This window comes from Anaeromyxobacter sp. K (genome assembly GCF_000020805.1).
GTDB classification, from domain to species: domain Bacteria; phylum Myxococcota; class Myxococcia; order Myxococcales; family Anaeromyxobacteraceae; genus Anaeromyxobacter; species Anaeromyxobacter dehalogenans.
Genome location: NC_011145.1, coordinates 2,817,930 through 2,835,543, shown reverse-complemented (window position 1 = coordinate 2,835,543; position 17,614 = coordinate 2,817,930). Strand labels below are relative to the sequence as shown.

Here is a 17,614-nt window from a genome sequence, read left to right as displayed (position 1 = left end):
GCGGTGCTCAGAACAGCGCGCGCTGGCGCGGCTCGGGCGGCGGCGCGAGGCAGGCGGCGTCGTCGTTCGCGGGCGAGTTGACGCGCGGTGACACGCGGCGGATCGCGAGCACGCCGTCGGCGGGCGCGGGCAGGGCGGGCGGCGGGCCGTCGAGCCACGCGTCGAGCAGCGCCGGCGGCACGAGCAGCGGCATGCGGTCGTGGAGCCCGCCCACCTCGGCGTTCGCGGCGGTGGTGAGGATGGCGAAGGCGGGGCCGCCCCCGGGCGCCTCCCCGCACAGCGCCGCGAGCAGCAGCGTGCCCCCGGCGCGCGGGTGGAGCCAGCTCGGCCGGCGGTCCGCGGCCGGGCCCTCCCACTCGTAGAAGCCGTCGGCCGGCACCGCCGCGCGCCGCGCCGCCCACGCCTCGCGGAACGCCGTCCGCCCCGCGGCGCCCTCCACGCGCGCGTTGAGCAGGAGCTTGCCGCCCGGGCCCGCCAGCCCGAACGCGGCCGCCTCGAGCCGGCGCGCGCCGCCGCGCCCGCGCAGCACCGGGTGCGGATCGCCGGGCGCCACGTTGAAGCGCGGGCGCCAGCGCGCCGCGAGCGCCGCGTCCACCTCCGCCGCCCACTCGCGGGCGAGCGCGGCGAGGTCGGCCACCGTGAGCGTGAAGCGTCCGCACATGCGCCCGACCATAGCAGCCGGCGGGCGCTCCCGCCGCCGCCGGCCCGGGTGGCGCCCGGCGTTTGCGGCGCGCCCGGGCCGGGAGAACCTTGACCCCGGGGGTGGGATGCGCGCGCTCGTCTACGAGGGGCCGTACCGGGTCAAGGTGAGGGACAAGCCCGCGCCGCGGATCGAGCACGGGGAGGACGTGGTGCTCCGGGTGACGCGGGCCGCCATCTGCGGCTCGGACCTGCACCTGCTCCACGGGTTCGTCCCGGACACGCGGGTGGGGAGCACGTTCGGCCACGAGTTCACCGGGGTGGTCGAGGAGACCGGGCCGGCGGTGCGGACGCTGCGGCGCGGCGACCGGGTGGTGGTCCCGTTCAACATCTCGTGCGGGCGCTGCTTCTATTGCGCGCGCGGCCTCTACGGCGACTGCGAGTCCTCGAACCCCATGTCCGACCTCGCCTCGGGCGTGTACGGCTACTCGCACACGACCGGCGGCTACGACGGCGGGCAGGCGGAGTACGTGCGCGTCCCGTTCGCCGACGTCGGGCCCATGAAGATCCCCGAGGACCTCGAGGACGAGGACGTGCTGCTGCTCTCCGACGTGCTCCCGACCGGCTACCAGGCGGCCGAGATGGGCGGCGTCCGCGAGGGCGACGTGGTGGCGGTGTTCGGCTGCGGTCCGGTGGGCCTGGTGGCCGCGCGCTCGGCCTGGCTGCTCGGGGCGAGCCGGGTGATCGCGATCGACCGCGTGCCGGCGCGGCTGCGCTTCGCCGAGCGCTGGGCCGGCGCCGAGACGCTCGACCTGGAGGCGGCGGGCTGGGATCCGGTCCCGGTGCTGAAGGACCTGACCGGCGGGCGCGGGCCGGACGTGTGCGTGGACGCGGTGGGGCTCGAGGCGTCGGGCTCGCCCTGGCAGACGCTGCTCGGCCGGGGGTTGAAGCTGCAGGCCGGGTCGGCCGTGGCGCTCTCGTGGGCCATCCACGCGGTCCGGAAGGGCGGGACCGTGTCGATCGTGGGCGTGTACGGGCCGCCCGCGAACCTGGTGCCCATCGGCGCCGCGATGAACAAGGGGCTCACGCTCCGGACCGCGCAGGCGAACGTGAAGCGCTACATGCCGCACCTGCTGGAGCACGTGCGGGCGGGGCGCCTCGACGGGAAGGGGCTCATCACGCACCGGTTCCCGCTGGAGCGCGCCGCGCACGCGTACGCGCTCTTCGGCGACCGGGCCGACGGGTGCGTGAAGTGCGTGCTGGTCCCGGGCGCCCGGGCCTGACCGGCGCGGCGGCGAAGGGGGGACGGATGCAGGGGATGGGGCCAGGCGCGATGCACCGGGGGGACGGGCCGCCGCCGGGGGCGGGCGTGGACGGCGCCCGCCCGATGCGGCCGGGGGTGCCGCGCGAGCGGCGGGAGACCGCGCTCCCGGACGTGGATCGGGAGGAGCCGGCGCGCCAGCCCGGGGCGGACGCGCTGGGCCGGACCGGGCTCCGCGTGCGGACGCCGGTGTTCGGCACGGCGCAGCCGGTGCGGGGTGCCTCCGGCGCGCTGCGGCGCGCCGCCTACCGCATCCCCGAGCACCGCGCCGGGCGCTGGGCCCTGCTGCTGGCCGCGGATCGGGTGGACGTGCTGGAGCACCGGCTCCGGCGGGCCGGGTGGGCGCTTCCCGCCCTGGCGGCGCTCGCCGCGGGGTACCTGGTCGCCTCCCGCGCGCTGCGCCGCCGGTGAGGGCGCCGGCGCCGGCCCTGCGCCCCGCGGGGCGCCGCCGGAGGATCCGCGCGCGGGCGGTGCGAGGGGGACTTGGCGGCGCGTTCTGCTGCTAGAATGGCGGCGGCGCCCGTCGAGGAGGTGTGCTTGCCCGCCGTCACCCGAGTGCTGGTTCCCATCGACTTCTCGCCGTCGTCGCGGGCGGCCCTGGAGTACGCCATCTTCGTGGCCGGCAAGCACGGCGCCGATCTCGACGTGCTGCACGTCTGGGAGCCGCCCGGCTACGTCGGCCCCGACACGCTCGCGCTGCTCCCGGTGGGCAGCGGCCAGCCGGGCTGGGAGCAGACGCGCAACGAGGTGCAGCGCGAGGTGGATCACTTCCTCGCGAAGGCGGCGGCGCGCCCGCGCTCGGTCTCGGTGCGCGTCGAGGCGGGCGAGCCGTCCGACGCGATCCTCGGGATCGCCCGGGACGGCGGCGCGGATCTGATCGTGATGGGGACGCACGGGCGCACCGGCCTGTCGCGCCTCCTCATCGGCAGCGTGGCGGAGGCGGTGCTGCGCCGCTCCACCTGCCCGGTGCTGACGCTGCGGGTCGCCTCGCGGGCGCCGCGGGAGTCGGTGCCGCTGTAGCGACGGGCGGACGCGTCCGCCCGGGAGCGGGGGGGGACCAGGGACGGGCGCCGGCGGCGGCTCCGCGGGGCCGCGGCAGGGGCCGGCCCCGAGGAGGAGGTCGTCCCATGACGCTCGTCTGCGAGGCGATGAACCGGGCACCGATGTCGGTGGAGGCGGACGCGACCGCGGCGCGGGCGCTCGCCGTGGTGGAGACCACCGGCGCCGCGCACCTGCTGGTGATGGATCACGACGACCTGATCGGCATCCTCTGCGCGTGCGACCTGCGCGCGGCCGGACCGGACGAGCAGGTCTCGGAGCGCATGAGCGTGCCGGTGATCACCATCCGCCCGGACGCGACGCTGGAGGACGCGGCCGTCACGCTGGGTGACTGCGGGGTGGGCTGCCTGCCCGTCGCCGTGGGGGGCCTGGTGCTCGGCACCATCGGCGAGGAGGAGCTCGCCGCCGCCGGGATCCAGGGCCGGCTGCCGCACCGGCGCTGCCACCCGCGCGCGCACGGGCTGGAGCCGCCGGACCCCCACCTGGCACACCATCACTGACGGTCACGCGCGCGCGCCGGCGCGCACGCCCGCGTGGCCTCCCCCTTGCTACCGGAACGGGCGGGGGAGGCGCATGCGCAAGCAGACCGTCCAGGCGTTCATGACGATCGGCCCGGTGGTGATCGCGCCGGAGCGCACGCTCGCCGACGCGCACCGGCTGATGCGCGAGCGCGGCATCCGCCACCTCCCGGTGGTGGACGCCGGCGCGCTGGTCGGGGTGGTCTCGCAGTGCGACCTCTACCTGCTGGAGACGCTGCGGGGCGTGGACGCCGAGCAGGAGCGGGTGCGCGAGGCCATGACCACCGAGCCGTTCGCGGTGCCCCCCGACGCGCCGCTGGATCAGGTCGCCGACCACATGGCCGAGCACCGGCTCGGGTCCGCGGTGGTGGTGGATCGCGGCGTGGTCATCGGCCTGTTCACCACGGTGGACGCGCTCCGCGCGCTGGGGACGCTGGTCCGGCGGCGCGGGGCGAGGCCGGCGCGGACCCCGCCCCGAGCGCCTCCCGCCGGCGTGTCACGCCGGCCCGATCGCTGAACGCGCGCTTGCGCAAGCCGTGCGCCAATCCAAGGGGGCCACGCAACTCTCGCGGCCGAATTCCCGGAAACGGCTCGAAATCCGCCGCCGTGCGCGCGGGCACGGCTCGTGAAGAGCGTGTCCGGCATGAGCCGGTTCGAAGCGGACGCCCGCGAGGTGCTGCTGCGGCGTCGTCGCTCGCTCAGCCAGGGGGCCGCGCCGCCCCGCCCATCCGATCCCGCCGCGCGCTGGGCAGACTACGAGTCCATGCCCGGGCCCGTGCCCGAGGGCGTGCGCCGCGAGCTCGCCGACATCGACGCGGCGCTCGACCGCATCCAGCAGGGCCGCTACGGCACCTGCCTCGCCTGCGGCGGCCCCATGGGCCTGCAGCGGCTCCGGGCGATCCCCGAGGCGCGCTACTGCATCGCCTGCAGCGGTCACCACCACCACGCCGAGTAGCGCCCGGTCCCCGGGAAATGCCCGTCCGCGCCACCGGTTGAAACGGTGACGCAGCAGGCCGCATCCGGGTGGCGCTCCCGCCTGGGTCCTGCTATTCACCCGGGCGCTCGTGACCACGGAAACCTCCCCCAGGAACGTGCCGGTGCTCGCCTATCCGCTGGGCGACGCGCTCTACCTGAACGTCACGAGTGGCTGCACGCTCGCCTGCACGTTCTGCCCGAAGATCCGCGACGACGACTTCACGGTGGGTGGATTCGACCTGCGGCTGGCGCGCAACCCGGACGCGGACGAGGTCTGGCGCGCGATCCAGGCGGTGGGCCTGGAGGGCCGCTCGGAGGTCTGCTTCACCGGCTTCGGCGAGCCGACCCGACGGCTCGAGGTGGTGCTCGAGATCGCGCGGCGCCTCCGGGCGGCGGGCGCGCGCCGGATCCGGCTCGACACGGACGGGCTCGCGAACCTGCGCGAGGGGCGCGACGTGGTCCCCGAGCTCGCGGCCGCCGGCGTGGGCGCCGTGTCGGTGTCGCTGAACGCGCCGGACGCGGCGGCCTACGCGCGCATCTGCCCGAGCCGCTACGGCGAGGCGGCGTACGACGCGGTGAAGGCGTTCCTCCGCGCCGCCGTCGGCGTCATCCCCGACGTGGCCGCGAGCGCGGTGGCGATGCCGGGCGTCTCCGAGGCGGCTTGCAGGGCGGTCGCGGAATCGCTCGGCGCGCGCTTCCGTTGGCGCCCGTACGACCGGGTGGGTCGCATCCCATCCTCGGCGGGGTCGGCCCGGGTGGGCTGAAGGGCGGAAGGTCCGGGGGAGTAACGGGGTTTTTCAGGTGTCGGCCTCAGCACTTGGCCTCGGGTAGTCACTGGACCTCGAGGCGAGAATGGTGCATAACCTGCGGACCGACGCAGGCTTTGCGCAGGTCAGGAGCAGCATGAGCATGCCGAATGTGGGCGCCCGGCCGGGCAAGGAACGGATCCTGGTGGTGGACGACGAGCAGAACGCTCGCGTCGCGCTTCGGACCATCCTGAGCGAGGAGGGGTACGAGATCGCCGAGGCCGCGGACGGCGAGGAGGCCCTGGCGCTGCTCCCCGGGTTCGCGCCGGCGGCGGTGCTCGCCGACGTGCGGATGCCCCGGATGGACGGCATCAACCTGCTGCGCCGCGCGCGCGAGCAGGGCTCCGACGCGGTGTTCGTGATGATGACCGCGTTCGCGAGCGTCGAGGCCGCCGTCGAGGCGATGCGCGCCGGCGCCGAGAACTACCTCGTCAAGCCGCTCGACGTGAACGCGGTGCTGGTGGTGCTGGAGAAGGCGCTCGAGAAGCTGCGGCTCCAGCGCGACACCGCGAACCTGCGCGAGCGCGTGCGCGAGCGGTACCGGTTCCACAACATCGTCGGCGACGCGCCCGAGCTGCACGCGGTCTACGAGGTGGTGAAGCGCGCCGCGCCCACCCGCGCCACCGTCCTGATCCTGGGCGAGTCGGGCACCGGCAAGGAGCTCTTCGCGCAGGCGCTGCACGAGGAGTCGCCGCGGGCCGACAAGGCGTTCATCAAGGTGAACTGCGCGGCGCTCTCCGAGACGCTGCTCGAGTCCGAGCTGTTCGGCCACGAGAAGGGCGCGTTCACCGGGGCCATCGGCCGCAAGGAGGGGCGCTTCGAGCTCGCCGACGGGGGCACGCTGTTCCTGGACGAGATCGGCGACATCTCCCCGGCGCTCCAGATCAAGCTGCTCCGCGTGCTCCAGCAGAAGGAGTTCGAGCGCGTCGGCGGGACGCAGACGCTCAAGGTGGACGTGCGCCTGGTCGCCGCCACCAACCGCGACCTCGCCGCCGAGGTGAAGAACGGGCGGTTCCGCGAGGACCTCTACTACCGGCTCAACGTGGTGGCGGTGACGCTGCCGCCGCTGCGCCAGCGCAAGGGGGACATCCCGGCGCTGGTGAGCCACTTCATCGACAAGTACTCGAAGGCGTACGGCAAGGACATCCGCGGCCTCGCGCCCGGCACGCTCAACGCGGTGCTGAGCCACGACTGGCCCGGCAACGTGCGCGAGCTGGAGAACGTGGTGGAGCGCGCGGTGGTGCTCTGCAAGGGCTCGGAGCTCACCGCCGACGACCTGCCGCCCACGCTGCGCGGCCCGCGCCCGCGCGAGCGCGCGCCGGGCGCGCTCATCCCGGGCGCGACGCTCTACGAGATCGAGCGCGAGGCGATCCTGCGCACGCTCGAGATGGTGGGCGGCTCCACCTCGCGCGCGGCCGAGATCCTCGGGATCAGCGTCCGCAAGATCCAGTACCGGCTGAAGGAGTACGCCGCCGGCGGCCGGGAGGGCGGGGCGGGGCACGACCACTCCCACGACGCCGAGCACGAGCCCGAGAAGGCCGGCGGGATGGAGTAGGGCGCGGCGCCGCGCGCGCTCACTGCGCGCGCGGGAGCCGCAGCACGAAGCGCGCGCCGCCCTCCGGGCTGTCCTCGATCCGGATGGTGCCCCCGTGCTGCGTCACGATCGCGTGCACGATGGAGAGCCCCAGGCCGGAGCCGCGCGCCTTGGTGGTGAAGAACGGCTCGAAGATGCGGTCGCGCTGGTCGGGCGCGACGCCCGGGCCGTCGTCGTCGATGAGCAGGTCCACCATCGCCGGCGCCTCGGGGTGATCGACGTCGGCGGGCGCGGGCCGGCACGAGACCCGGACCAGGCCGCGCGCGTCCACCGCCTCGAGCGCGTTCAGGCACAGGTTCACCAGCACCTGCCGGAGCCGCTCCTCGTCGCCCGCCACCGGCGGCACCGGCTCGAGCTCGCGCTCCAGGCGCACCCCGCGGCGCTCGGCCTCGCCGCCGAGCAGGTCCACCACCTTCGTGATCACCGGCGCGACCTCGATGGCCTTGCGGACGAACTCGCGGGGGCGGGCGAACTGGAGGAAGTCCTCGAGGATGTGGTCGAGGCGGCGGATCTCGTCCTTCACCAGCGTGAGCGGCTCGAGCAGCGGCCCCTGCCGCTCCGCCTCGAGCTTCTGGATGCGCCGCTCCAGCACCGAGAGCTGGAGCGCGGCGGCGTTGAGCGGGTTGCGGATCTCGTGCGAGAGCCCGGCGGTCATGGTGCCGACCGCGGCCAGCTTCTCGGCCATCTGCGCCCGGCTGGCGAGGTCGCGCTTCTCCTGGTGCAGGCGCACCTGCCGCATGGCCTGCTCCACCGTCAGCAGCAGCTCCTGCGTGGCGCACGGCTTCACCAGGTAGGCGCAGGCGCCGGCCCGCACCGCGGCCACCGCGGACTCCAGCGTGGCGAACCCGGTGAGCAGCACCACCTCGCCGTTCGGCGAGAGCTCCTTCAGGCGCGGCGCGAGCGCGGTGCCGTCGCCGTCCGGGAGCTTCAGGTCCACCAGCGCCACGTCGAAGCCCTGCTCGGCGAGCGCGAGCGCGGAGGCGCAGCTCCCGGCCCCGGCCACCGCGTAGCCGGCGCCCTCCAGGATCTCGGAGAGGTTGTCCACCAGGCTGGCGTTGTCGTCCACCACCAGCACGCGCGGCCGCCGCGGCCCGCCGCCGTGCTTCACGGGGCGGGCACCGGGGACGGGGCGCGGGCGCCGTGGAGCCGCTCCACCGCGGCGAGCAGCGAGGCGGTGTCGAACGGCTTGTGGAAGAAGCCCTGGTGCGGGAGCGCCGGCCAGGCGTCGTGGTGGGCGGTGACGACGATCATGGGCAGGCCGGGGTACTTGGCGGCGAGGCGCTGCATGGCGGCGCCGTCGGGACCGCCGGGCACGCGCAGGTCCACCAGCGCGCAGAACGGCTGCACCGGCCCGAGCCGCTCGGTCTCCAGCACCGACGCGGCGGTCACCGCGGCGAAGCCGCGCGAGCGCAGCGCCTCGCACAGGTTGTCGGCGAGCCGGGGATCGTCCTCCACCACCACCGCCAGGCCGTCGCGCTGGGCCGCCTCGAGCAGCTCCACCAGGTAGGCCGCGTTCACCGGCTTCTGCAGCACCGCCACCAGCCCCTCGCGCCGGGCGGCCTCGAGGTCGTTGTCGCCCGCGTAGGCGGTGATGACCAGGGCCGGCGCGCCTGGGTCGAGGCGGCGCAGCTCGTGGACCAGCTCGGCGCCGCCCATGAGCGGCATGCGCATGTCGGTGAGGATCGCGTCGAAGCGGGTCCCGCGCGCGAGCGCCAGCGCCTCCGCGCCGTCGCCGGCGAGCGCGACCTCGTGGCCGGCGTCGCGAAGGATCTCGGCCAGGTTCTCCGCGAAGTCGCGGTTGTCGTCCACGATGAGGTAGCGGCGCATGCGGATCCTCCGCTTCAGGCGGGGAGGCGGACGGTGAAGCGGGCGCCGCCCCCGGGCCGGTCCGAGTACTCGACCGAGCCGCCGTGGCGCTCGGCGATGCGCTTCACGAGCGCCAGGCCCAGGCCGATGCCCTTCTCCTTCGTGGTGATGAGCGGCTCGAACAGCCGGCGGCGCGTGGCCGGATCCACGCCGGGCCCGGTGTCCTCCACCGCCACCTCGACCGCGCCGTCGGTGTGCTGCGCGCGGACCGTGACCGCGCCCGCCGGGGCCGCCGCGAACGCCGCGTTCTCGAGCAGGTTCACGAACACCTGGCGGAGCTGGCCCGGATCGCCGTCCACGGCCGGCAGGCCCTCGACGCCCTCCACCGCGACCGACACGCCCGGCGCGTGCTTCACCGCGCCGGCGGCGGCGGCGATCACCTGGCCCAGGTCCACCGGCTCGCGCGCCAGCGGCCGGTTGCGGATCATGTCGAGCAGGTTGGTGATGATCCCGTTCGCGACGCCGAGCTGCTCGCCGATGCGGTCCACGTGCTTGCGCGCGCGCTCGTCGTCGCCGACCCGGCCGCGCAGGATGTAGAGCGAGGTCTCGATGACGCCGAGCGGGTTGCGCAGGTCGTGGCCGATGGAGCCGACGAGCTGCCCGAACGTCGAGAGCCGCTCCACCCGCGCCTGCTGCGCGAGCAGGTCGTCGCGGTAGGTGTGCAGCATGATGGCGAGCTCGAGGTCGAGGATCTTCGCGAGCGCGTTGCGCACGCGCTCGAGCTCGGGCGGGTCCGCGTTGAAGCGCTCCCAGGAGACGCGCATCAGCTCGGTGCGGATCACGTTCATCGCGCCGAACATGTAGTGCTGCGGCAGGCCGATGCGGACGTGGACGCGGCCGATCCGCGTCCGGTGCTCCCAGTACGCCTCGTCCCAGGGGCCGCTGAGCAGCGTGTCCATCCAGCCGATCAGGGTCACCTTGAGGTGTCCCACCCGGCTCTCGCCCCCCACCAGCGCGGTGCGCGCCTCCTCGTGCGAGAGGATGCGGTCGTAGAAGACCTGGGCGATCCGGTCGAGCTGCGGCGCGGCCGCGCCGTGGAGGGCGCGGAGCGCCCGCTCGTCCCCGGCGTCGAAGCGGACGTAGCGCTTCAGCTCCTCGAGCACGGTCTCGGGCATTCGACCCCTATGTAAGGGGGGCCCGGGCGGCCGGTCAACGCGCGTTGCCCCGGGCGAGCCGGCGGGCGGCCGGACATGAGGGGCGACCTAGGCCTGGCCGGCCCGCTCCCGCGCCTTGACGGCCTCCGAGACCAGGTCGAGGTCCCGGACCACGTCCGCCGCGAAGCGCACGAAGTCGGCCTCCGTGACGATGCCGACCAGCAGCCCGTCGTCCTCGCACACCGGCAGGCAGCCGAACTTCCGCTCGAGCATGAGGCGCGCGGCGTGGGCCAGCCCGGTGCCGGGGCGGACCGCCACGGGCTCGCGCGTCATGACCTCGGAGACCGCGCGGTCGCGGGCCGCGGGCGCGCCCGCCTGTCCGGAGCGGAGCAGGTCGCGCTGCGTGAGCAGGCCGACCAGCTTGCGCTCGCGGACGACCGGCAGGTGCCGGATCCCGCCCAGCTTGAGCAGCGACTCGGCCAGCGCGAGGTCGTCGCTCTCGCGCACGGTGACGAGGTCCCTGGTCATGAAGTCCGCCACCGAGATCATGAGGCCTCCGCGCGCGCCCCGCGCGCGGCGAGTGTAACCCGGGACCGGGCGCGCGGCATCCCGCCTCGCGGACCTCAGCGGACCACGAGCACCGGCTTCGAGCTGATGTGCACCAGGCGGTCGGAGACGCTGCCCAGGAACATCCGGGCGACCGCGCCGTAGCCGCGGCTGCCGACCACCACCATGCCCACGTCCACCGCCGCGGCCTCCTCGGCGATGGCCTCGGCCGGGGAGCCGTAGAGGACGGTGGTGGAGACGTCCAGCCCCGGCTCCTCCAGCGCCTTCACGGCCTTCTCCAGCAGCGCGTCCGCGTAAGCGCGGTGCTCCTTCTCGACCTCGGCGATGGTGAGGCCGTAGACGTCGGGCGGCAGGAGCAGTTTCGGGACGACGTGCACCAGGGTCAGCTTCGCCCCGAAGCGCAGCGCCACGTCCGCCGCCATCCGCGCCGCCTTCAGCGAGGTGTCCGAGCCGTCCACCGCCACCAGGATCCGCTTCATGGCCGCTCCCCTCCCGTGCAGGCACCGCTTTTCCCCTTCAAGGGGGATGCCGGCGCGGGCCGCGAGAGGAGGTGGGACGCGCTGGCGCGCCGGGCAGGTCAGCGAGCCTCGCCCGCTCCAGCCTCCGCTCGGTCACCGCGATCTCCAGGCTCGCCCGGAAGCTCCACCCGGGCGAATCGCGGGTGCCGCGCGGACGCCTGGGCTCCCCCGCCTGTGCGGGTGGCTCCAGCAAGTCTGCCCGGGTTGCGCGAGACGCGTCCCTGGGACGACGGAGAGCAACGGAGAGGCCAGCCGCGATGGGTGCGGCGCCGGGTAAGGCGGGGAGGTGGCCCGGTCGCCGGCGAGGGGGCGGAGCCGGGAAATCCGCCGGCGGACCGCGCGTGCGGCCGGGCGCTCCGGGCGCACGCGCGCAGCCCGCGGCGCGCATGGGCCGGGGGAGGCGTGCGCGTGCCGCGGCCCCACGCCGGCGGAGGCGCACGGTCCGCGCTCGCCGGTTCGACCGGCATGTGCGAGATCGCGCACCCGCGATGCGGCACCGCCGGTGCCCGAGGGACACCGGCGGCCGTGGAGCGAGGCTGGCGGGGAGGCGAGGGCGGCGGAGGCCGCCCCTCGATCAAGCCTGCTTCGAGCCCTGGTCCGACGACGACTGCGTCGGGGTGCTGCCGTTGCCGGACGCGGTCGGCTTCTCGTCCTCGCCGCCGAACGCCTTCTTGAAGCTGCGGATGCCCTGGCCGAGGCCCGCGCCGAGCGCCGGCAGCCTGCTCGCGCCGAACAGGATCACGACGATCGCGAGGATGAGCAGCAGCTCCGGCATTCTGAGACCGAACATGGGGGTGTTCCTTTCGTCGCCTGACGCGCTCCTCTTGTAACAGGGATCAGGCCGCGTTGTCTTCCATCGCGAGCGCGGCGAGGCGGCGCTGATCCAGCACCCTCACCCCGCGCGACGCGTCCACCACGCCGTCCTTCTCGAGCTTGGTGAGGCAGCGCGAGAGCGTCTCGGGGCGCATCCCGAGGAGGCGCGCGACCACCTGCTTGCGCACCGCGTTGGGCCGGTCGGCGAGGAACCTCGCATGGGCGAGCGCGAAGCGGGCCACGCGCGAGAGGCAGTCGCCCTGGCGCCAGTTGACCTCGTCGCGCTGCTGCCGCGACTCGGTGAGCAGCAGGTCGAGCACCACGCGCGCGGCGCTCTTGTCCGGGCCCACCCACTGCGAGAGCGCGTCGCCGCCGATGCCGCAGATCTTCACGCGCGAGAGCGCGCGCACCTCGAACGGCGAGGGCTCGGCCTGCATCGCCTCGGTGCAGAGCAGCGAGCTGGGGCCGCGGAGCGAGAGCAGCAGCTCGGAGCCGCGCGGCGAGACCGCGGAGAGGGCCACGAAGCCCTCCTTGACGAAGTAGACGGTGCGCGGGCGCTCGCCCTGGGCACAGATGGTCGCACCCGATTCGCGGGTGGTCGGCGTCAGCCGGCAGCGGCCCTGGGACGCGACCCCGAGCGAGCAGGAGCCGCAGTCCGAGACGGGAGTGTTGGAGAGCACGGCTGGATCCTCCGGTGGCGAACGGCGTCTTGATCGGCGTCTGTTTGCACGAGCTAGGCCCGCGAGAGAGCGGGGTTTTGCCCGCCTGCCGCCGCAGACGTTGCGTTTTGGCCCGGATCAATACTCGCTCTGCGCACCTTTTGCGATCGGGCCGCCGCGGCGCCGGTACGTGGCATGATGCGGTCCACGATGGACAGGCTCCTCCGCATCCGCGACGGCATCCTCGCCGCGCTGCTCCCGGTCGGCGCCGAGGACGTTCCCTCCGAGGAGGCGCCCGGCCGCTGGCTCGCGTCCCCCGCGCTGGCGAGCGTCCCGGCCCCGCCGCACACCTGCGCCGCCATGGACGGCTACGCGGTGCGCGCCGCCGACGTGACCGGGCCGGCGGTGCTCCCGGTCCGCCAGACGATCTACGCCGGCGACGTGCCCGCGGTGGCGCTCGGACCCGGCGAGGCGGCGCGCATCTTCACCGGCGCGACGGTGCCCCAGGGCGCGGACGCGGTGGTGCGCGAGGAGGCGACGCGCGAGGAGGGCAGCGGGGTCCGCTTCCTCGAGGCGGCGCGCCGCGGCGAGCACGTGCGCCAGGCCGGCGAGGACGTGCCCGCCGGCGGGCTGGCGCTCGCGGCGGGCGTGCGCGTCGGCCCGCGGCAGGCGGCGCTGCTCCGCGCGGTGGGCGGGCCGGTCGTGTCGGTGCGGCGGCGGCCGCGGGTGGCGGTGCTCTCCACCGGGGACGAGGTCGTGTCCGGCCGCACGCCGGACTCGAACGGCGAGGCGGTGGCGGGGCTGGTCCGCGCGCTCGGCGCGGAGGTCGAGCGGCGGCCGGTGCCGGACCGGCTCGAGGCGGTGGTCGCGGCGATCCGCGACGCGCTCGCGAGCGCCGACGCGGTGGTGACCATCGGCGGGGTGTCGATCGGCGCCCGCGACCTCGTCCCGGAGGCGCTCGCGCACCTGCAGGCCGACGTGCGCGTCCACGGCGTGCCCATGAAGCCGGGGAAGCCGTTCCTGTTCGCGCTCGCCGGCGGCGCGCCGGTGCTGGGCCTGCCGGGCAGCCCGTCCGCGTGCCTGGTCGCGTTCGAGGTGTTCGCGCGCCCGGCGCTGCTGGCGCTGTGCGGCGCGGCCCGCACCGAGCGGCGCGTGGTCCCGCTGCGGCTGGCCGCGCCGGCGGAGGGGCGGCCGGGCCGGGCGCGGCTGCTGTGGGCCGCGGTGGAGCCGGGCGGGCGCGCGCGGCCGCTGGGCCGCGACTCGGCGCAGGTGCGCGGGCCGGCGCTCGCCGACGCGCTGCTGTTCGTGCCCGCCGACGCCGGCGACCTGCCGGAGGGCGCGGAGGTGGCGGCGTGGCTGCTCGAGGAATGCGCAGGGTGACGCGGCGGGCGCCGCCCATCGTGGCGGTGAGCGGGCCGAGCGGCGTCGGGAAGACCCGGCTGCTGCGCCGGCTCGTGGCGGAGCTGGCCCGGCGCGGCCTGCGCGTCGGGATCCTGAAGCACACCGGCCACGAGCACCCGTTCGACCGGCGCGGCAAGGACACCGAGGTGCTGCGGCGCGCCGGCGCCGTGGCCGCCGCCATCGAGGGCCCCTCCGGCATGGCGTACTTCGGCCCACCCGCCGGCGGCGCCCGCGCGCTCGCCCGCATGCTGCCGCCGGTGGACCTGGTGCTCGCCGAGGGCTGGAAGCGCGAGCCGCTGCCGCGGATCGAGGTGTACCGGCGCGGCGTGTCGCCGGAGTTCCTGTGCGCGCGCGACCGGCGGGTGTTCGCGGTGGTGACCGACGCGCCGCCGCCGCGCCCGCTCCCGGCGTTCGAGGCCGACGACGCCGCCGGGCTCGCGGACCTCCTCTGCACCCGCCATCGGCTCCGGCCCGCCCGGCGGCGCAGGGTGGGCGGACGGTCCGAGGCGCCGCGCCGGCGCGGGTGATACAACCGACGGCGATGCCCGCGCTCCTGTGCCCGCTCGTCCTCGCCGCGGCCGCGGCCGTGGCCGCCGAAGCCGCGCCCGCGCCGCCGCCGCCGGATCCGTTCCTGCGCCAGTTCGCCGAGACCCGCGGCTTCCGCGCCGGGCGGCCCACCGGCGTCCAGCTCTCGCCGGACGGGCGCACGGCCCTGTTCCTGCGCTCCGGGCCGCGGTCGCGCGCGCAGGCGCTCCTCGAGACCGACCTCGCCACCGGGGCCACGCGCACGGTGGTCGAGGCGGACGGGGCCGGGGCGATCTCGCCCGAGGAGGCGGCGCGCCTGGAGCGGCAGCGCATCACCGCGCGCGGCATCACGCACTTCGCGCTCTCGCCGGACGGGGCGCGGGTGGTGTACGGGCTGGGCGGGCGCCTGTGGCTGCTCGACCGTTCCGCCGGCCGCGCCGCCCCGCTGCCGGGCTCCGAGGGCGCGCTCGATCCGCGCTTCTCGCCGGACGGCCGCGCGCTCGCGTACGTGAGGCGCGGCGACCTGTACGTGCGCGCGGTGCCGCGCGGGCCCGAGCGGCGGCTCACGCGCGCCCGCGGGCCGCAGGTGACGAACGGCCTCGCCGAGTTCGTGGCGCAGGAGGAGATGGACCGCGACGAGGGCTTCTGGTGGTCGCCCGACGCGCGGCGGATCGCCTACGCGGAGGTGGACGAGTCGGCGGTGGAGCGGCGCATGCTCTGCGACCCGGCGCGGCCCGCGCGGCCGTGCGAGGCGCGCGCCTACCCGCGCGCCGGCACGCCGAACGCCGCCGTCCGCCTGAAGGTGGTGCCGGCCGCGGGCGGCCCCGCCGTCCCGGCGGTCGAAATCCGGTGGGACGCTTCGCGCTACCCGTACCTGGCCGCGGTGCGCTGGGCGAAGGGCGGGCCGCTCGTGCTGCTGGTGCAGGACCGGCTCCAGCGCGAGGAGCGGCTGCTCGCGGCCGATCCCGTCACCGGCGCGACCCGGACGCTCCTCGCCGAGCGCGACGACGCCTGGCTGAACCTGTGGCCGGGCATGCCCGCGTTCCTGCCCGACGGCCGCTTCTGGTGGGTGACCGAGCGCGGCGGCGCGCCGGAGGTGGAGCTGCGCGCGCCCGACGGCGCACGGCTCGCGGTGGCGGTCCCGCGCGAGGTCGGGTACGCGGCGTTCGTCGGGGTGGATGGCGAGGCGCTGGTGTTCGCCGGCGCGCCGGATCCCACCCGCGAGGAGCTGTACCGGGTGCGGCCCGGCGCCGCGCCGGAGCGGCTCGCGCTCGGGGAGCCGGGGCCGGCGACCCGCCGGGCGGTGCTGGCGCCGCGCGGCGGCAACCTCGCGGTCACCTGGAGCACGCTGCGCCGGCTGCCGGTCACCGCGGTGTTCGCCGCGGACGGCACGCGGCTGGCGGTGCTGCCGAGCGTCGCCGAGGAGCCGGCGTTCGTCCCCACCACCGAGCTGCGCCAGCTCGGCGGGGCCGACGGGATCCGGGCCGCGGTGCTGCGGCCGCGCGCGCTCGGCGCCGGCGCGCGGCTGCCGGTGGTGGTGGACGTGTACGGCGGCCCGGTGCCGGCCTCCTACGTGCCGCAGGTCGCGCACCGGCCCATGCTGATCGAGCAGTGGCTCGCGGACCAGGGCTTCCTGGTGGCCGTCTTCGAGGGGCGGGGCACGCCGCGCCGGGGCCGCGCCTGGGAGCGCGCCATCGCGGGCGACCTCGGCACCGTGCCGCTCGAGGACCAGGTGGCGGCGCTGGAGGCGCTCGGGCGCGAGGTCCCGGAGGCCGACGTGGCGCGCGCCGGGATCACCGGGTGGTCGTTCGGCGGCTACCTGGCGGCGCTCGCGGTGATGCGCCGGCCGGATCGCTTCCAGGCGGCGGTCGCGGGCGCGCCGGTGGCGGACTGGGAGCAGTACGACACGTACTACACCGAGCGTTACCTGGGCCTGCCCGGCGATCGCGCCGAGGCGTACGCCCGGAGCGGCCTGCTGGCCTGGGCGCCGCGCCTGCAGCGGCCGCTGCTCCTGCTGCACGGGACGGCCGACGACAACGTGTTCCTGTCGCACTCGCTCGCGCTGGCGGACGCGCTGTTCCGCGCCGGGCGCCCGTTCGAGCTCGTCCCGATCGCCGGCGCGACGCACGCGGTGCCGGAGCCGCTCGCGGCGGCGCGGCGCTGGGAGTGGACCGCAGGGTTCTTCCGCCGGACGCTGGGCGCGGTGCGACCCGGCCCCGCCCTCGGGCCCGCGCCCTGATCCCGGGATCCCGCCGGCGCGCGAGCACCCGGCCCCCGCGGGGGAGGGTCGCCCGCCGCCCTGCCCCGGGCGCGGACGGTCGGTGAAGGCGCCCGCCGCGTACACCCACGGTCACGGGACTGACGCTCCGTCCGCGTGGCGGTAGGGAATCCTGGCCCGGCATCGGGCGGGGGGCGGATGCGCGACCGCGGCGCCGAAGGGATGGAGGGAGAGGAGATCGGGCTCGCGTACGGCTCCGCCACCGCGGCGCGCCGCGACGCGGTCCCCCAGCTCGAGCACGGCCTGCTGGTCCGGACCCGCGCGCCGGTCACCCCGGGAGACTGGCTGCGCGTCCGGCTCGTGCTCGCGCAGGAGCGCGTCGAGCTGCACCTCGCCGGCGAGGTGCGCTGGGCCACGCCGCTCGCGAGCGGCGCGATCGCCGCGGTGGAGCTCCGGCCGGCCTCGCACCGCGATCGCGTCCAGCTCGACCTCCTCTTCCAGCGGCGGACGGCGGGCGCGGCCCCCGAGCCGCCGGCGCCCGGGGACGCTCGCGCAGCCGGGCCGCTCACCGCCGCCCTGTTCGCCCCGGACCCGCTGCTCCGCGCCGGCCTGGCCGCGGCGCTCGAGGCGCTGGGCCGCGCCGGCGGGCGCGCCGTCGAGGTGGCGGCGCCGCCCGATCCGGCGGCCCTGCTCCGGGCGCTCGCGGCCACGCCCCACGGTCTGGCGGTGCTGGACTGCGACGCGGTGGGGGCCGCCGCGGCGCCGCTGCTCGCGGCGCTCCGCGGGCACCCCGGCTGCGCGCGGCTGCCGGTGATCCTGATCGCGGCCAGCGGCACCAGCGACGCCGAGGACGCGCACGCCGTGGTGCTGGCCAGGCCGGTGGACCTGCGCCGGTTCGGCGAGCTGGCCGCGGCGCTGCTCGGCGCGGGCGGGCCGTGTCAGCGCGCCGACGCGCCGGACGCGCCAGCGGCGTGACGCGGGCGCAACCCCGCGCCGCGACGGGCGCGGCGGCGGCGGCACCGCCCTTGCTCCAGGGCGAGG

Annotated in this window: 20 protein-coding genes; 12 read left to right on the top strand and 8 right to left on the bottom strand. The window is 76.5% G+C overall.

Going from position 1 to position 17,614, the window contains the following annotated elements:
* Window positions 1–7: 7 nt before the first annotated feature.
* Window positions 8–661 carry an SOS response-associated peptidase gene (locus ANAEK_RS12770; RefSeq protein WP_232288207.1) on the bottom strand — a complete coding sequence of 218 codons (654 nt, stop codon included), beginning with the start codon at window positions 659–661 and terminating at the stop codon, window positions 8–10.
* 106 nt (window positions 662–767) lie between these two features.
* Between ANAEK_RS12770 and ANAEK_RS12765 the strand changes: the two genes are divergently transcribed.
* The 8 genes from ANAEK_RS12765 (at window position 768) to ANAEK_RS12730 (ending at window position 6,873) form a co-directional block, all read left to right on the top strand.
* Entirely contained in the window at window positions 768–1,922 is a 1,155-nt protein-coding gene (locus ANAEK_RS12765) for a zinc-dependent alcohol dehydrogenase (protein ID WP_012526549.1), read from the top strand.
* Between the two features lie 50 nt (window positions 1,923–1,972).
* On the top strand, window positions 1,973–2,371 hold the full coding sequence (locus ANAEK_RS12760; protein WP_232288206.1) for a hypothetical protein: 399 nt from the start codon (window positions 1,973–1,975) through the stop codon (window positions 2,369–2,371).
* A gap of 120 nt (window positions 2,372–2,491) precedes the next feature.
* Complete coding sequence (locus ANAEK_RS12755) at window positions 2,492–2,980, top strand: universal stress protein (RefSeq protein ID WP_232288448.1); 489 nt, start codon at window positions 2,492–2,494, stop codon at window positions 2,978–2,980.
* Between the two features lie 107 nt (window positions 2,981–3,087).
* Window positions 3,088–3,519, top strand: coding sequence for a CBS domain-containing protein (locus tag ANAEK_RS12750; protein ID WP_012526546.1), 432 nt, complete (start codon window positions 3,088–3,090; stop codon window positions 3,517–3,519).
* Window positions 3,520–3,592: 73 nt separating this feature from the next.
* Window positions 3,593–4,054: a CBS domain-containing protein gene (locus ANAEK_RS12745; RefSeq protein ID WP_012526545.1), complete on the top strand. Its 462-nt coding sequence runs from the start codon at window positions 3,593–3,595 to the stop codon at window positions 4,052–4,054.
* A 126-nt stretch (window positions 4,055–4,180) separates the two neighbouring features.
* Complete coding sequence (locus ANAEK_RS12740) at window positions 4,181–4,492, top strand: TraR/DksA family transcriptional regulator (RefSeq protein ID WP_012526544.1); 312 nt, start codon at window positions 4,181–4,183, stop codon at window positions 4,490–4,492.
* Window positions 4,493–4,601: 109 nt separating this feature from the next.
* Window positions 4,602–5,276, top strand: coding sequence for a TatD family nuclease-associated radical SAM protein (locus ANAEK_RS12735; RefSeq protein ID WP_012526543.1), 675 nt, complete (start codon window positions 4,602–4,604; stop codon window positions 5,274–5,276).
* A 145-nt stretch (window positions 5,277–5,421) separates the two neighbouring features.
* Window positions 5,422–6,873 (top strand): sigma-54 dependent transcriptional regulator, encoded by a 1,452-nt coding sequence (locus tag ANAEK_RS12730; protein ID WP_012526542.1) that lies wholly within the window; start codon window positions 5,422–5,424, stop codon window positions 6,871–6,873.
* Between the two features lie 19 nt (window positions 6,874–6,892).
* On the opposite strand, the gene ANAEK_RS12725 is transcribed toward ANAEK_RS12730, so the two are convergent.
* From ANAEK_RS12725 to ANAEK_RS12695, 7 genes are all read right to left on the bottom strand, one after another.
* Complete coding sequence (locus ANAEK_RS12725; protein WP_012526541.1) at window positions 6,893–8,020, bottom strand: sensor histidine kinase; 1,128 nt, start codon at window positions 8,018–8,020, stop codon at window positions 6,893–6,895.
* Window positions 8,017–8,739, bottom strand: a complete 723-nt coding sequence (locus tag ANAEK_RS12720) for a response regulator (RefSeq protein WP_012526540.1) — start codon at window positions 8,737–8,739, stop codon at window positions 8,017–8,019. Before ANAEK_RS12720 ends, ANAEK_RS12725 begins: the two co-directional genes overlap by 4 nt.
* Window positions 8,740–8,753: 14 nt before the next feature.
* Window positions 8,754–9,893 (bottom strand): sensor histidine kinase, encoded by a 1,140-nt coding sequence (locus ANAEK_RS12715; protein ID WP_012526539.1) that lies wholly within the window; start codon window positions 9,891–9,893, stop codon window positions 8,754–8,756.
* Between the two features lie 87 nt (window positions 9,894–9,980).
* On the bottom strand, window positions 9,981–10,421 hold the full coding sequence (locus ANAEK_RS12710; protein ID WP_012526538.1) for a CBS domain-containing protein: 441 nt from the start codon (window positions 10,419–10,421) through the stop codon (window positions 9,981–9,983).
* Window positions 10,422–10,495: 74 nt separating this feature from the next.
* Window positions 10,496–10,918 (bottom strand): universal stress protein, encoded by a 423-nt coding sequence (locus ANAEK_RS12705; protein WP_011420388.1) that lies wholly within the window; start codon window positions 10,916–10,918, stop codon window positions 10,496–10,498.
* Window positions 10,919–11,531: 613 nt separating this feature from the next.
* Window positions 11,532–11,747 carry a twin-arginine translocase TatA/TatE family subunit gene (locus ANAEK_RS12700; RefSeq protein ID WP_011420389.1) on the bottom strand — a complete coding sequence of 72 codons (216 nt, stop codon included), beginning with the start codon at window positions 11,745–11,747 and terminating at the stop codon, window positions 11,532–11,534.
* A gap of 46 nt (window positions 11,748–11,793) precedes the next feature.
* A complete protein-coding gene (locus ANAEK_RS12695) occupies window positions 11,794–12,450 on the bottom strand; it encodes a Crp/Fnr family transcriptional regulator (RefSeq protein WP_012526537.1) in 657 nt (218 codons plus the stop codon).
* Window positions 12,451–12,639: 189 nt separating this feature from the next.
* Between ANAEK_RS12695 and glp the strand changes: the two genes are divergently transcribed.
* The 4 genes from glp (at window position 12,640) to ANAEK_RS12675 (ending at window position 17,548) form a co-directional block, all read left to right on the top strand.
* Window positions 12,640–13,809, top strand: coding sequence for a gephyrin-like molybdotransferase Glp (gene glp / locus ANAEK_RS12690; protein ID WP_012526536.1), 1,170 nt, complete (start codon window positions 12,640–12,642; stop codon window positions 13,807–13,809).
* Window positions 13,797–14,357: a molybdopterin-guanine dinucleotide biosynthesis protein B gene (gene mobB, locus ANAEK_RS12685; protein WP_012526535.1), complete on the top strand. Its 561-nt coding sequence runs from the start codon at window positions 13,797–13,799 to the stop codon at window positions 14,355–14,357. Before glp ends, mobB begins: the two co-directional genes overlap by 13 nt.
* A gap of 14 nt (window positions 14,358–14,371) precedes the next feature.
* Entirely contained in the window at window positions 14,372–16,594 is a 2,223-nt protein-coding gene (locus ANAEK_RS12680) for a DPP IV N-terminal domain-containing protein (RefSeq protein ID WP_012526534.1), read from the top strand.
* 177 nt (window positions 16,595–16,771) lie between these two features.
* Window positions 16,772–17,548 (top strand): hypothetical protein, encoded by a 777-nt coding sequence (locus ANAEK_RS12675; protein ID WP_012526533.1) that lies wholly within the window; start codon window positions 16,772–16,774, stop codon window positions 17,546–17,548.
* The last annotated feature ends 66 nt before the right edge of the window (window positions 17,549–17,614 follow it).

What these genes read in the sequence shown, in the direction of transcription:
- ANAEK_RS12740 (WP_012526544.1), top strand. Translation starts at nt 4,181, where the DNA reads ATGAGCCGGTTCGAAGCGGACGCCCGCGAGGTGCTGCTGCGGCGTCGT.
- ANAEK_RS12770 (WP_232288207.1), bottom strand. Translation starts at nt 661, where the DNA reads ATGTGCGGACGCTTCACGCTCACGGTGGCCGACCTCGCCGCGCTCGCC.
- ANAEK_RS12700 (WP_011420389.1), bottom strand. Translation starts at nt 11,747, where the DNA reads ATGTTCGGTCTCAGAATGCCGGAGCTGCTGCTCATCCTCGCGATCGTC.
- ANAEK_RS12745 (WP_012526545.1), top strand. Translation starts at nt 3,593, where the DNA reads ATGCGCAAGCAGACCGTCCAGGCGTTCATGACGATCGGCCCGGTGGTG.
- ANAEK_RS12750 (WP_012526546.1), top strand. Translation starts at nt 3,088, where the DNA reads ATGACGCTCGTCTGCGAGGCGATGAACCGGGCACCGATGTCGGTGGAG.
- ANAEK_RS12760 (WP_232288206.1), top strand. Translation starts at nt 1,973, where the DNA reads ATGCACCGGGGGGACGGGCCGCCGCCGGGGGCGGGCGTGGACGGCGCC.
- ANAEK_RS12680 (WP_012526534.1), top strand. Translation starts at nt 14,372, where the DNA reads ATGCCCGCGCTCCTGTGCCCGCTCGTCCTCGCCGCGGCCGCGGCCGTG.
- ANAEK_RS12705 (WP_011420388.1), bottom strand. Translation starts at nt 10,918, where the DNA reads ATGAAGCGGATCCTGGTGGCGGTGGACGGCTCGGACACCTCGCTGAAG.
- ANAEK_RS12765 (WP_012526549.1), top strand. Translation starts at nt 768, where the DNA reads ATGCGCGCGCTCGTCTACGAGGGGCCGTACCGGGTCAAGGTGAGGGAC.
- ANAEK_RS12730 (WP_012526542.1), top strand. Translation starts at nt 5,422, where the DNA reads ATGCCGAATGTGGGCGCCCGGCCGGGCAAGGAACGGATCCTGGTGGTG.
- mobB (WP_012526535.1), top strand. Translation starts at nt 13,797, where the DNA reads ATGCGCAGGGTGACGCGGCGGGCGCCGCCCATCGTGGCGGTGAGCGGG.
- ANAEK_RS12675 (WP_012526533.1), top strand. Translation starts at nt 16,772, where the DNA reads ATGCGCGACCGCGGCGCCGAAGGGATGGAGGGAGAGGAGATCGGGCTC.
- ANAEK_RS12720 (WP_012526540.1), bottom strand. Translation starts at nt 8,739, where the DNA reads ATGCGCCGCTACCTCATCGTGGACGACAACCGCGACTTCGCGGAGAAC.
- glp (WP_012526536.1), top strand. Translation starts at nt 12,640, where the DNA reads ATGGACAGGCTCCTCCGCATCCGCGACGGCATCCTCGCCGCGCTGCTC.
- ANAEK_RS12715 (WP_012526539.1), bottom strand. Translation starts at nt 9,893, where the DNA reads ATGCCCGAGACCGTGCTCGAGGAGCTGAAGCGCTACGTCCGCTTCGAC.
- ANAEK_RS12710 (WP_012526538.1), bottom strand. Translation starts at nt 10,421, where the DNA reads ATGATCTCGGTGGCGGACTTCATGACCAGGGACCTCGTCACCGTGCGC.